The sequence below is a fragment of the Enterobacter cloacae complex sp. FDA-CDC-AR_0164 genome, from assembly GCF_003071645.1.
In the GTDB taxonomy this organism is placed as follows: Bacteria; Pseudomonadota; Gammaproteobacteria; order Enterobacterales; family Enterobacteriaceae; genus Enterobacter; species Enterobacter ludwigii.
This window is the reverse complement of sequence record NZ_CP028950.1, coordinates 1724482-1736333: the sequence shown is the minus strand read 5'-3', so window position 1 is coordinate 1736333 and position 11852 is coordinate 1724482. Positions and strand designations below refer to the sequence as shown.

Here is an 11852-nt window from a genome sequence, read left to right as displayed (position 1 = left end):
TGTTAGTCCTCTCGGGCAAATAGTGCCTCAATAAAGTCGTCCGCTTTAAACGGACGTAAATCCTCAATACGTTCGCCTACACCGATGTAACGGATAGGAATATTGAACTGATCGGCCACGGAGAAGATCACCCCGCCTTTCGCGGTGCCGTCCAGTTTGGTCAGCGTGATCCCGGTCAGCCCTACCGCTTCATGGAACAGCTTCGCCTGGCTAATGGCGTTCTGTCCGGTGCTGGCATCAATGGTCAGCATAATTTCATGCGGTGCCTCTTCGTCCAGCTTCTTCATGACGCGGACGATTTTCTTCAACTCTTCCATCAGGTGCGCTTTGTTCTGCAAACGCCCTGCGGTATCGGCAATCAGCACATCCACGTTACGCGACTTCGCCGCCTGAATAGCGTCAAAGATAACGGAGGCGGAATCCGCACCGGTATGCTGCGCAATCACCGGGATGTTGTTACGCTGGCCCCAGACCTGCAGCTGCTCAACCGCCGCCGCACGGAAGGTATCACCTGCCGCCAGCATCACCGATTTGCCCTGCTGCTCAAACTGTCGCGCCAGCTTGCCGATGGTGGTGGTTTTCCCCACACCGTTCACGCCAACCATCAGAATAACAAATGGCGTTTTGCCTTCAATATTAAGCGGTTCGTCAACTTTTGCGAGGATTTCGCCCATCTCGTCTTTCAGCAGACCGTACAGCGCTTCGGCGTCACGCAACTCCTTGCGGCTCGCCCCTTCGGTCAGACTGGCGATGATCTTACGGGTTGTTTCCACCCCAACGTCGGCGATCAGCAGTTGCTCTTCCAGCTCTTCAAAGAGATCGTCGTCGATCTTCTTGCCGCGGAACAGACTGATAAATCCGGAACCTAAGTTTTCTTTGGTTTTGAGCAGGCTACGCTTCAGGCGGGCGAAGAAACCTTCTTTGGTGGGTTTTTCCTGCTCCTGAGCAACCTCTTCACCCTGCTCTGGTTGCGCTTCCACCGGCACAACGATAACCGCTTCTTCCGCCGCTTCTGCCGCCAGCGCCTGGGCTTCCAGCTCTTCGTCGGTAAGCGCTGGCTCGTCTTGTGCTTCTTCTTCCACCGCCTCAACAATTTCGACGGTTTCTGCCTCGGCCTGCCACTCCTGCGCTGAAACCTCTTCGGCTTTCACCTCTTCCGGCAGCGGCAACGTTTCATGCTCGATAATCGCCTGCGGCGTATCGATAACGTCTTCTACCACAACGGGTTCTGGCTTCTCGCTTTCCTGAACCTGTTCGGTAACTTCCACCACCTCTTCAGCAAAGGCTTCGGTCTCTTCTTTGCTGTGCGCGTGCTCTTCCGCGTCGACAACGGCGGCAGTTTCTACCGGCGTTTCAGGCTGAGACTGCTCTTCAACGGCTTGTTGTTCTTCGGTTTTCTGCTCTGTTTCTTGCTCTTTTTCACCGAAGCCCAGCCAGGAAAAGAAGCCACGTTTTTTTTGTTTTGCCATCTGCGACTACACTCCTCGCGGCGCTATATACATGGAAGCTAAAAAAATGATGAAATAGTCTAACACTTTACTTAATTGACATCACCGCCCGCAATCGCAGGCCAATTGTTAACAGAGCTTTCCAGAGATGAAGAAACCCAACCGCGCCCCAGCCGGTCAAATTCGTATTATCGGCGGCCAGTGGCGAGGCCGGAAATTACCGGTGCCGGATAGCCCCGGACTACGCCCAACCACGGACCGCGTACGCGAAACGCTGTTTAACTGGCTGGCCCCCTCAATGGTGGATGCCCACTGCCTGGACTGCTTCGCGGGCAGCGGCGCGCTGGGTCTGGAGGCGCTGTCGCGCTATGCCGCCAGCGCCACGCTGCTGGAAATGGAGCGCGGCGTTGCGCAGACGTTGCAGCAAAATCTGGCAACGCTGAAAGCGACCAACGCCAAAGTAGTGAATACCAACACACTGAGCTTCCTCGCGCAAAAGGGCACGCCGCACAACGTGGTGTTTGTCGACCCGCCGTTCCGCAAGGGGCTGCTGGAAGAGACGTTATCCCTGCTGGAAAACAACGGCTGGCTGGCGGATGACGCGTTAATCTACGTCGAAAGCGAAGTCGAAAATGGTTTACCGCCGGTCCCGGTACACTGGGATCTGCACCGAGAAAAAGTGGCAGGTCAGGTCGCTTATCGTCTGTATCACCGTCAGGCACAAGGAGAATCCAATGCCAGTACTGATTAATGTGGGACGTTTGTTGATGCTGGGCGTCTGGGCATTTCTGCTCCTCAATCTGGTGCACCCGTTCCCGCGCCCGATGAACATCTTTGTGAACGTGGCCTTTATCTTTACCACCTTCATGCACGCCCTGCAGATGGTGATGCTGAAAAACGGCCTGCCAAAAGACGGTCCGCAGATGACCGGCTGGCAGCAGCTGCGCGTGTTTATTTTTGGCGTATTTGAACTGCTGGTGTGGATGAAGAAATTTAAGGCCCAGGCGAAGAAGTAAGGCGCCTCAAGCCTCAGCTTACCCCTCTCCCTGCGGGAGAGGGAACATTACCGATCTGGCGTAAACCCTTCAAACCGCGACCCTTTGTAACTCAGCATCCCTTTTTCTCCCACCGTCAGTTGATGGTACTGCTGCGCCTCCAGACGGTAGGTCATCTCCAGCCCGCCGGTTTCCGGCTTAAAGCTCGCTTCATAGCGCATGGTGGCTCCCGCCGGCGTAACCTGCTGCTGGCGCGAGCGTCGGTCATTGAGGGCTTTCTCGCGTTTATTGCTTACCACCACGCGTTTTTGCATCAACGGCGCGGCATCGTTGTCCGCCTTCTCACGGCGCTGCTGCACGAAACGAAAGGAGGCGGCAATGACGATAATCGCCACCACGATAACGAAAAAAAGCGGCATCTTGCTCATTCAAAAATCCCATCAGATTATACGGAATTCAGGATACCTTGCCTTCCCCGGCATTGCCAAACGCCTGCCCCCATCACTACACTGAATAAGAAACTGATTATTCAGACTCAACAGTTACAGGGAGTTAATATGCTTTGGTCATTTATCGCTGTCTGTTTTTCCGCATGGCTTTACGTCGATGCATCCTATCGCGGCCCTGCCTGGCAGCGATGGTTGTTTAAACCCGTCACGCTGTTGTTACTCCTGCTGCTTGCCTGGCAAGCGCCCATGTTTAACGCCGTCAGCTATCTGGTTCTTGCCGGTCTGTGTGCGTCCCTGATTGGTGATGCCTTAACCCTGTTGCCGCGACAGCGCCTGCTGTATGCCGTTGGGGCATTTTTCCTGTCGCATCTGCTTTATACCATTTACTTCGCCAGCCAGATGACGCTCTCCTTCTTCTGGCCGCTGCCGCTGGTGCTGCTGGTCATTGGCGCGCTGCTGATCGCGGTGATCTGGACGCGTCTGGAAGAGATGCGCTTGCCTGTCTGCACGTTTATCGCCATGACGCTGGTGATGGTATGGCTGGCGGGTGAACTGTGGTTCTTCCGTCCGACGGCACCGGCAATGTCCGCGTTCTTTGGTGCCACGCTGCTGTTACTCGGGAATATCGTCTGGCTGGGCAGCCACTATCGTCGCCGCTTCCGTGCGGATAACGCGATTGCCGCCGCCTGCTACTTTGCCGGGCACTTCCTGATTGTGCGTTCACTGTATATCTAAATAAGCCTTGACTCTGGAGTCGACTCCAGAGTGTATGCTGCGGTTAATGAGAAAATTATCATTACCGGAGACTGCCATGTCGACTCCAGAAACACCTAAAAAAGTTCCACAATTCTCGGCACTTAAGCTCAGCCCCGTTCCCGCGAAGGACGACTGCTGCTGCGACGGCGCATGCGAAACGCAAAACACGCTGCCGCTCCCGGAAAGCGCAAACTGCTACAGCTGGGTGGTCAACGGTATGGACTGCGCGGCCTGCGCCCGTAAAGTCGAAAACGCGGTAAAACAGGTCCCGGGCGTCAGCCACGTCCAGGTCCTCTTCGCCACCGAAAAGCTGCTGGTCAGCGCCGATAATGACATCAGCACGCTGGTTGAAGCCGCCGTCAGTAAGGCCGGTTACAGCCTGCGCAGCGAAACCGCACCTGTCGAAAAGACGTCAGCCCTGCGAGAAAACCTGCCCATTATCACCCTTGTCATCATGATGGCCCTGAGCTGGGGTCTGGAACAGTTTAACCACCCGTTCGGTAACCTGGCGTTCATCGCCACGACGCTTGTCGGACTGTTCCCGATTGCCCGTCAGGCCGTGCGGCTGATGAAAAGCGGAAGCTGGTTCGCCATCGAAACGCTGATGAGCGTGGCGGCGATCGGCGCGTTGTTTATTGGCGCGACGGCGGAAGCGGCCATGGTGCTGTTGCTGTTCTTAATTGGCGAGCGCCTTGAGGGCTGGGCGGCGAGTCGGGCACGGAAAGGGGTCAGCGCGCTGATGGCGCTGAAACCGGAAACCGCAACGCGGGTGACAGGCAGCGAACGCCAGACGGTGGCAATTAACACGCTGCGCCCGGGTGATGTGATTGAGGTCGCCGCCGGCGGGCGTCTGCCTGCGGACGGTGAACTGCTTACCGCCACGGCGAGTTTCGATGAAAGTGCCCTCACCGGCGAGTCGATTCCGGTTGAACGCTCAGCGGGCGAGAAAGTGCCTGCAGGCGCCACCAGCGTCGATCGTCTGGTACAACTCACGGTCCTCTCCGGACCGGGTGAGAGCGCCATCGACCGCATCCTGAAGCTGATTGAAGAGGCCGAGGAGCGTCGCGCACCCGTTGAGCGCTTTATCGATCGCTTCAGCCGGATCTACACCCCCGCCATCATGCTGGTCGCCCTGCTGGTGACAATTATTCCACCGTTATTCCTGGGCGCAGCCTGGGAAGGCTGGGTTTATAAAGGTCTGACGTTGCTGCTGATTGGTTGCCCGTGCGCGCTGGTGATCTCCACGCCGGCGGCCATTACCTCCGGTCTGGCGGCCGCGGCGCGTCGTGGAGCGCTGATTAAAGGTGGCGCGGCGCTGGAGCAGCTGAGCCAGGTGCAACATATCGCCTTCGATAAAACCGGTACGCTGACGGTGGGTAAACCGCAGGTCACGGGCATTTATCCTCAGGAGGTCAGTGAAAATACGCTGCTCGCCCTGGCCGCTGCCGTCGAACAAGGCTCCACCCACCCGCTGGCACAGGCGATAGTCCGCGAGGCGCAGTCGCGTGGGCTGGACATCCCTGCCGCCACCGCACAGCGGGCGCTGGTCGGGTCCGGGATTGAAGCCGACGTTGAAGGGAATAACGTCCTGATCGTTGCCGCGAATACATTTCCGGCGGCCGGGCTGAGCCAGCCAGTCCAGGCGCTGGAACAGGCCGGGCAAACCGTGGTGATGGTGGTGCAAAACGGCGTGGCGATAGGGATGCTGGCACTGCGTGATACCCTGCGTGACGATGCAAAAGACGCCGTCGCCGCGCTGCATCAACTGGGCGTGCAGGGGGTGATCCTCACCGGGGATAACCCGCGAGCCGCGGCAGCGATTGCCGGTGAACTGGGGCTGGCGTTTAAAGCCGGGTTATTGCCTGCGGATAAAGTGAGCGCCGTAACGGAACTGAACAATCATGCACCACTGGCAATGGTGGGTGACGGAATCAACGATGCCCCGGCGATGAAAGCCGCCACCATTGGCATTGCAATGGGCAGCGGCACCGACGTGGCGCTGGAAACCGCCGACGCGGCGCTCACCCACAACCGCCTGACCGGGCTGGCGCAGATGATTGCTCTGGCGCGCGCCACGCGGGCCAATATCCGTCAGAACATCGGGATTGCGCTGGGCCTGAAGGGGATTTTCCTGGTCACCACGCTGCTCGGTATAACCGGCCTGTGGCTGGCGGTACTGGCGGATACCGGCGCGACGGTACTGGTGACGGCGAACGCGCTCCGCTTATTACGTCGACAATAACACGAGATGCCCTCTCCCACCGGGAGAGGGCGGAAAACGGCGTCACTGCATCCCTAACACGCGCGGCAGCCACAGCGAGATGGCCGGGATGTACGTCACCATCGCCAGCACCACCAGCAGCATGCCGTAAAACGGCAGCATGGCGCGAACCACATGCTCGATTTTCTGTTTACTTACCGCGCTCGCCACAAACAGCACCGAACCGACCGGCGGCGTAATCAGCCCGATCCCCAGGTTCACCATCATGATCATCCCAAAATGCACCGGATCGATGCCCAGCGAATTGGTTACCGGCAACAGCACTGGCGTCAGGATCAGGATGATCGGCGCCATGTCCATTAACGTGCCGATCAGCAGCAGCATGATGTTGAGATACATCAGGATCACGTACTTGTTATCGGAGAGCGAGGTGAAGAACTCGGTGATACGGCTCGGGAGCTGCATGTAGGTCATCACCGCGCCAAACGCCGCCGCAAAGCCAATCAGTATCATCACGATGGTGACGGTTTTCACCGTCCTGCACATCAGCTTCGGCAGTTCGTTCCATTTGTAGTCCCGGTAGATAAACATGGTGACAAAGAACGCCCACAGACAGGCCACGGCAGCGGATTCCGTTGCGGTAAATATCCCGGACAGTATCCCGCCGAGAATAATCACTACAGTCATCAGCCCCCACAGCGCGTCCAGCGTGATTTTCAGCGCCTGCTTAAAGGGAATTTTTTCCCCTTTCGGGTAGCCACGTTTGCGGGCAAAGCCCAGACACATTGCCATCAGGCTTACGCCGAGCAGCAGCCCTGGCAGCACCCCCGCGATAAACAGCGTCGCGATAGAGACCGTCCCGCCTGCCGCGAGGGAATAAATTACCGAGTTGTGGCTGGGCGGGATCAAAATCGCCTGTACCGACCCGCTGGCGGTCACCGCCGCCGCATACTCGCGCGGATAGCCCTTCTTCTCCATCTCCGGGATCATTACGCTGCCAATGGAGGCCGTATCCGCCACCGACGAGCCGGAAATCGCGCCGAAGAACGTGGAGGCCACAATATTCACCAGCGACAGCCCACCGCGAATAAAGCCAACAAACACGTAGGCGAAATTGACCAGCCGTCGGGCAATCCCCCCTTCCGCCATAATCGCACCCGCGAGAATAAAGAAGGGGATCGCCAGCAGCGTGAATTTATTCACCCCGCTGGTTATCTGAATCATCAGCGCCTCGAGGGGTAAATCTATCCACAACGCGCCCGCGACGGCGCTTAGCCCGACGGCAAAAGCCACCGGCATCCCCAGCGCCAGCAAAATGGCGAGGGTGAATAACAAAACGAATGCATCCATTGTTCACCCCTTAACTGTGGTTGCCGATCAGCACGACGGGACGGTTTTCCTGCGAGCCAAACAGCAGGCGCTCAATCACAAACAGGATCAGAACGGCAGAGCCCACCGGCAGCGGCAGATAGCTCTCGCCGGAGGTCAGGACCGGAAATTCGGCGACCGGTTGCTCCCAGAGTTCGACGCACAGCCAGTAGCTGTACCAGAACATCAGGCCAGCGATCAGCAGCATCAGCAGATCAACGGCCCGTGCGCAGACGGTTTTTAACGACCCGGGCAGCCGGTCGGTGAGCATATTCACCGCAATGTGCGAACCGGCACGGTAGCTGACCGCCGCGCCGATAAAGGTGAAGGTCACCATGCAGATGATGGCAACCGGCTCCGGCCAGGATTCACCGCGGTTAAGCACATAGCGCGAAAAGATGCCGATGGGGATCACAATCGTCATCACCAGCAGCGAGATGCCCGCCACGGCCATCGCCAGCAGGTAGAGACGGTCCATCCACTTCAGATAGAGTTCGGACATACGTACTCCGGTTACTTGACGTCAGCGATGGCTTTCATCAGATCCTGATGCTTTTCGCCATACTGGGCGCGCACCGGCTCTGTGGCTTTGATAAATACCGTTTTGTCGATCTCGTGGAACTGCACCCCGCCAGCCTTCATTTTTTCCAGCGCCTGGGCGTTATAGGCTTCCCACAACTTACGTTGTTCAAACTGGGCTTCACGGGCCAGGGTCAGGATCTTTTTCTGCTCGTCGGCGCTGAGTTTGTCCCACTTCACTTTTGAATAGAGCAGCATTTCCGGGGTGATAAAGTGGCCGCTGAGGGTGTAGTTTTTGGCGACCGGCATATAGTTATGCGCGACATAGGTCGGTGGATTATTCTCCGCGCCGTCAATCACGCCGGTTTGCATCCCGCTGTAAACTTCGCTCACCCCCATTGCCACCGCGTTAGCGCCCATATCTTTCAGCGTCGCCAGCGCCACCGGACTGCCCTGTACGCGGATTTTCTTCCCTTTCAGATCGTCGGGTTTAACAATCGGATCTTTGGTGATCAGGTTGCGGGTGCCGGAGTCCATCCAGCCGAGGAACACCAGTCGTGATTTCGGGTTGGCGGTCAGCTTATCGCCAATTTGCTTGCCGATATCCCCGTCGATCACTTTGTGCATGTGGTCTTCATCGCGGAAAACGTAGGGCAGTGTGAAGACTTCGATATCGGGCAGGATGGCCGCCACCGGCGCCATCGAGACGCGGATCATATCGATCGCCCCCATCTGCGCCTGCTCAATCATCTGTTTTTCATCCCCCAGCACGCCGCCGGGGAAGACCTTAATCTCCAGCTTGCCGTCGGTTTGTTGTTTGAGTTTTTCACCCATTTGCTGAACCGCCACCACGTTCGGGTAGCCTTCAGGGTGCACATCGGCGGCTTTGATGGTTTGCGCAGCGACAGAGCAGGCAAAAGCGGAGAGGCACATGGCGGCCAGTAACGGCTTGAGGGTCGTTTTCATCGGGTCAACTCCAGGGTAGTGAGATAAGCGTTAAAACAGTGTTTTATTTTTGTACGCTTAAAAACTAGACTACGGCCGGAAAAGCGGAGGTGAAGCGCCTCACAAAAGCGTGAAATTTTGAAACGATGGTTTAGAAAAGTTTTCTCCCTCTCCCGGTGGGAGAGGGTCGGGGTGAGGCCATCAGGCCGCATTTACCCCTTGCGGATCACATACCGGTACGGCAGCATTTCGGTCTGCTGTGCCACCAGCTCATGTTCCATAAAGGTACAAAAACCGGGAATGTCGCGGGTGGTGGCGGGGTCGTCGGCGATGATCAGCAGCGTCTCACCGGTCTGCATGTTGCGCACGGTTTTACGTACCATCATTACCGGCTCCGGGCAGCGAAGGCCCTGAGCATCAAGGGTGTGGTCTGGGCTGGAAAACAGATCGGTCATGTTCTTCTCGGTCAGGTAAAAACGGCTGTAGTTTACGCCCCATCGTCGGCAATGCAACCAGGTTAACGATTGCGTAAAAACTAACCATTGCAATGTCCGGCCAAAGCAGTATCATGCTGCGGTTTTTATTGGGTTCCCTCACCCCAACGTATAAAAAGGTTACAACATGATGCAGTTTTCTGATTCGCAGCGCGTTAAAGCGTTGTTCTGGCTTTCGCTTTTTCATTTGCTGGTGATTACCTCCAGCAACTATCTGGTGCAACTCCCGATCTCCATCTTTGGTTTTCATACCACGTGGGGCGCGTTCAGTTTCCCGTTTATTTTTCTCGCCACTGATTTGACCGTGCGTATTTTCGGCGCACCGCTGGCTCGCCGCATTATTTTTGCGGTCATGCTGCCGGCGCTGTTCATTTCGTACGTGATCTCTTCCCTGTTTTATATGGGAAGCTGGCAGGGGTTCGAGGCATTAACGCACTTCAACCTGTTTGTCGCCCGTATCGCCTCCGCCAGCTTTATGGCCTACGCGCTGGGGCAGATCCTCGACGTTCACGTGTTTAACCGCCTGCGTCAAAATCATCGCTGGTGGATGGCACCCACGGCGTCCACGCTGTTCGGCAACGTCAGCGACACGCTGGCCTTCTTCTTTATCGCATTCTGGCGTAGCCCGGACGCATTTATGGCCCAGCACTGGATGGAAATCGCCCTTGTGGACTACTGCTTCAAGGTGCTTATCAGCATTGTGTTCTTCCTGCCGATGTACGGCGTCCTGCTGAATATGCTGCTGAAAAGACTCGCAGATAAATCTGAAATCACAGCATTGCAGGCTGGTTAAGGGTTCGCTTTATCAGTTGTGATAAGATGAGCCAATCAGCCGTTATGGCCGTTTATCGAAAGGAAGAAGTTAATGCGCAATCTGGTTAAATATGTCGGGATTGGCCTGCTGGTTGTGGGCCTTGCAGCCTGTGATAACAGCGACACGAAAACGCCTGCTCAGGGCGCGTCTGCAGAGAGCAACGCCACCGGTCAGCCGGTGAGTCTGCTGGACGGTAAACTCAGTTTCTCTCTGCCGGCAGATATGACTGACCAGAGCGGCAAGCTGGGTACCCAGGCGAACAATATGCACGTTTACTCCGATGCAACCGGGCAGAAAGCCGTTATTGTGATTGTGGGCGACGACACCAGCGAAGACCTGGCCGTCATGACCAAACGTCTGGAAGATCAGCAGCGCAGCCGCGATCCGCAGCTGCAGGTCGTGACCAATAAATCTATCGAACTGAAAGGCCACACGCTGCAACAGCTGGACAGCATCATTTCAGCAAAAGGCCAGACCGCTTACTCTTCCGTGGTGCTTGGCAAGGTCGATAACAAACTGCTGACCCTGCAGATCACTCTGCCGGCGGAAAATCAGCAGAAAGCGCAGACAGCTGCTGAAAACATCATTAACACCATCGTGATCCAGTAATTCTTCACGATGATGACGTGGCCTCCGGTGCCTGCACCGGGGGCCATTTTTTTAGCCGCCATGTCAGCATCAATGCGATAACCACCAGACCCGCCGCGGCAAGATAGATTACCGGAACCCCTGCCCACGCCATCACCAGCCCCGCCAGCGGCCCGGTAATGCCCAGCGACATGTCCATAAACACCGTGTAGGTCGCCAGCGCCGACCCCTGGTTCTGCTGCGGCACGGCTTTTACCGCGACCACGCCGAGTGCCGGGAAGACCAGCGAAAAGCCAGCGCCGGCGAGGAAAACGCCCATTTTCGCCATCCACGGTGCGGTGGCAATCCCGGTCAGCACCAGCCCGACAATCTCTACCGCAAAGCAGATCAACGCCACATTCAGTCCCCCCAGACGGTTGATACCGTTCGGGAAGAGCAAACGCGCGCCGACAAACGCACAGCTAAACAGCGTCAGGGCAAAGGCTGCGCCGTCCCAGCCTTTGGCGTCATAGAAGAGAGTGATGAACGTGGCGATCACGCCGAAGCCGGTGGTTGCCAGCGCCAGCGCCATACCATAAGGCCAGACGCGCCCTAACACCGCCCTGAACGGCAGTGGCTTGCCTTTGCTGGCCTTCACCTTCGGGCGCGGCAGGGCAAACAGAATCGCGAGCAGCGCGACGACCATAATGGTGATAGCCAGCCCGGATAGCCCGCCATAGGCATAACAAATCACCCCCAGCGGTGCGCCCAGCGCCATTGCGCCGTAAGTGACGATACCGTTCCAGGAGATCACCCGGCCAATATGGGACGCACCCACCACACCCACGCCCCACAGCGTCGAACCGGTACCCGCCAGACTTTGTCCGATACCCAGAATCACTCGCCCCAGACAGAGCAGCGCCAGGCTGACCAGCGGCCAGTGGCTGGTGGTAGCGGCCAGCAGGTAGCCCAGACCACTCAGAAAACAGCCGCAGAGCCCCACAATGACGATGCGCTTTGGCCCAAACAGATCCGCATAGCGCCCGGCATGCGGGCGGCTCAGGAGCGTGGCGAAATACTGCAGGCTGATGACCAGCCCCGCCCAGAATGCGCTAAAACCCATGACGTCATGGACATAGCCCGGCAACACCGCCAGCGGCAGGCCAATCGTCAGATAACTGGCGAAGTTAAAAATCACAACGGAAACAATGCGCAGATTGAGGCGCAATCCGCTCAGCGCCGGTTCGGCGGCATGCTCTGGCATGGGGTTTAACCT

13 protein-coding genes are annotated in these 11852 nt (G+C 57.2%); 6 read left to right on the top strand and 7 right to left on the bottom strand.

Going from position 1 to position 11852, the window contains the following annotated elements; translation table 11 throughout:
- Positions 1-2: 2 nt before the first annotated feature.
- The gene (ftsY, locus tag AM410_RS08440) at positions 3-1469 is read right to left on the bottom strand and encodes a signal recognition particle-docking protein FtsY (RefSeq protein WP_040018227.1); all 1467 of its coding nucleotides are present in this window, start codon (positions 1467-1469) and stop codon (positions 3-5) included.
- A 127-nt stretch (positions 1470-1596) separates the two neighbouring features.
- On the opposite strand from ftsY, the gene rsmD reads away from it, so the two are divergent.
- Together rsmD and AM410_RS08430 are read left to right on the top strand one after the other, a co-directional pair.
- The gene (rsmD, locus tag AM410_RS08435) at positions 1597-2199 is read left to right on the top strand and encodes a 16S rRNA (guanine(966)-N(2))-methyltransferase (RefSeq protein WP_020884541.1); all 603 of its coding nucleotides are present in this window, start codon (positions 1597-1599) and stop codon (positions 2197-2199) included.
- The gene (locus AM410_RS08430) at positions 2183-2464 is read left to right on the top strand and encodes a DUF1145 family protein (RefSeq protein ID WP_014172016.1); all 282 of its coding nucleotides are present in this window, start codon (positions 2183-2185) and stop codon (positions 2462-2464) included. Before rsmD ends, AM410_RS08430 begins: the two co-directional genes overlap by 17 nt.
- Positions 2465-2511: 47 nt before the next feature.
- Here AM410_RS08430 and AM410_RS08425 read toward each other — a convergent pair whose 3' ends face one another.
- The gene (locus AM410_RS08425) at positions 2512-2871 is read right to left on the bottom strand and encodes a DUF2500 domain-containing protein (RefSeq protein WP_014172017.1); all 360 of its coding nucleotides are present in this window, start codon (positions 2869-2871) and stop codon (positions 2512-2514) included.
- 129 nt (positions 2872-3000) lie between these two features.
- On the opposite strand from AM410_RS08425, the gene AM410_RS08420 reads away from it, so the two are divergent.
- Positions 3001-3627 (top strand): lysoplasmalogenase, encoded by a 627-nt coding sequence (locus AM410_RS08420; protein WP_014172018.1) that lies wholly within the window; start codon positions 3001-3003, stop codon positions 3625-3627.
- Between the two features lie 76 nt (positions 3628-3703).
- Positions 3704-5890, top strand: coding sequence for a Zn(II)/Cd(II)/Pb(II) translocating P-type ATPase ZntA (gene zntA, locus AM410_RS08415; RefSeq protein WP_108647731.1), 2187 nt, complete (start codon positions 3704-3706; stop codon positions 5888-5890).
- Positions 5891-5932: 42 nt separating this feature from the next.
- Here the strand turns inward: zntA and AM410_RS08410 are convergent, their stop codons facing one another.
- From AM410_RS08410 to tusA, 4 genes are all read right to left on the bottom strand, one after another.
- Positions 5933-7219: a TRAP transporter large permease gene (locus tag AM410_RS08410; RefSeq protein WP_020884539.1), complete on the bottom strand. Its 1287-nt coding sequence runs from the start codon at positions 7217-7219 to the stop codon at positions 5933-5935.
- Positions 7220-7229: 10 nt separating this feature from the next.
- Positions 7230-7739, bottom strand: coding sequence for a TRAP transporter small permease (locus AM410_RS08405; protein WP_108647729.1), 510 nt, complete (start codon positions 7737-7739; stop codon positions 7230-7232).
- An 11-nt stretch (positions 7740-7750) separates the two neighbouring features.
- Positions 7751-8722 carry a TRAP transporter substrate-binding protein gene (locus AM410_RS08400; RefSeq protein ID WP_108647727.1) on the bottom strand — a complete coding sequence of 324 codons (972 nt, stop codon included), beginning with the start codon at positions 8720-8722 and terminating at the stop codon, positions 7751-7753.
- 191 nt (positions 8723-8913) lie between these two features.
- Positions 8914-9156 carry a sulfurtransferase TusA gene (tusA, locus tag AM410_RS08395; protein WP_108647725.1) on the bottom strand — a complete coding sequence of 81 codons (243 nt, stop codon included), beginning with the start codon at positions 9154-9156 and terminating at the stop codon, positions 8914-8916.
- A 166-nt stretch (positions 9157-9322) separates the two neighbouring features.
- Here tusA and AM410_RS08390 point away from each other — a divergent pair, with 166 nt between their 5' ends.
- Both AM410_RS08390 and AM410_RS08385 read left to right on the top strand, forming a co-directional pair.
- Complete coding sequence (locus AM410_RS08390; RefSeq protein WP_020884536.1) at positions 9323-9988, top strand: 7-cyano-7-deazaguanine/7-aminomethyl-7-deazaguanine transporter; 666 nt, start codon at positions 9323-9325, stop codon at positions 9986-9988.
- 72 nt (positions 9989-10060) lie between these two features.
- Positions 10061-10618, top strand: a complete 558-nt coding sequence (locus tag AM410_RS08385) for a DcrB family lipoprotein (protein WP_014172025.1) — start codon at positions 10061-10063, stop codon at positions 10616-10618.
- A gap of 4 nt (positions 10619-10622) precedes the next feature.
- Here the strand turns inward: AM410_RS08385 and AM410_RS08380 are convergent, their stop codons facing one another.
- Positions 10623-11840 carry an MFS transporter gene (locus AM410_RS08380; protein ID WP_020884535.1) on the bottom strand — a complete coding sequence of 406 codons (1218 nt, stop codon included), beginning with the start codon at positions 11838-11840 and terminating at the stop codon, positions 10623-10625.
- Positions 11841-11852 lie beyond the last annotated feature (12 nt).

Excerpts from the sequence above, each read along its gene's own strand:
- zntA (WP_108647731.1), top strand. The coding sequence starts at position 3,704 with ATGTCGACTCCAGAAACACCTAAAAAAGTTCCACAATTCTCGGCACTT.
- AM410_RS08400 (WP_108647727.1), bottom strand. The coding sequence starts at position 8,722 with ATGAAAACGACCCTCAAGCCGTTACTGGCCGCCATGTGCCTCTCCGCT.
- rsmD (WP_020884541.1), top strand. The coding sequence starts at position 1,597 with ATGAAGAAACCCAACCGCGCCCCAGCCGGTCAAATTCGTATTATCGGC.
- AM410_RS08405 (WP_108647729.1), bottom strand. The coding sequence starts at position 7,739 with ATGTCCGAACTCTATCTGAAGTGGATGGACCGTCTCTACCTGCTGGCG.
- AM410_RS08430 (WP_014172016.1), top strand. The coding sequence starts at position 2,183 with ATGCCAGTACTGATTAATGTGGGACGTTTGTTGATGCTGGGCGTCTGG.
- AM410_RS08420 (WP_014172018.1), top strand. The coding sequence starts at position 3,001 with ATGCTTTGGTCATTTATCGCTGTCTGTTTTTCCGCATGGCTTTACGTC.
- AM410_RS08410 (WP_020884539.1), bottom strand. The coding sequence starts at position 7,219 with ATGGATGCATTCGTTTTGTTATTCACCCTCGCCATTTTGCTGGCGCTG.
- ftsY (WP_040018227.1), bottom strand. The coding sequence starts at position 1,469 with ATGGCAAAACAAAAAAAACGTGGCTTCTTTTCCTGGCTGGGCTTCGGT.
- tusA (WP_108647725.1), bottom strand. The coding sequence starts at position 9,156 with ATGACCGATCTGTTTTCCAGCCCAGACCACACCCTTGATGCTCAGGGC.
- AM410_RS08380 (WP_020884535.1), bottom strand. The coding sequence starts at position 11,840 with ATGCCAGAGCATGCCGCCGAACCGGCGCTGAGCGGATTGCGCCTCAAT.
- AM410_RS08425 (WP_014172017.1), bottom strand. The coding sequence starts at position 2,871 with ATGAGCAAGATGCCGCTTTTTTTCGTTATCGTGGTGGCGATTATCGTC.
- AM410_RS08385 (WP_014172025.1), top strand. The coding sequence starts at position 10,061 with ATGCGCAATCTGGTTAAATATGTCGGGATTGGCCTGCTGGTTGTGGGC.
- AM410_RS08390 (WP_020884536.1), top strand. The coding sequence starts at position 9,323 with ATGATGCAGTTTTCTGATTCGCAGCGCGTTAAAGCGTTGTTCTGGCTT.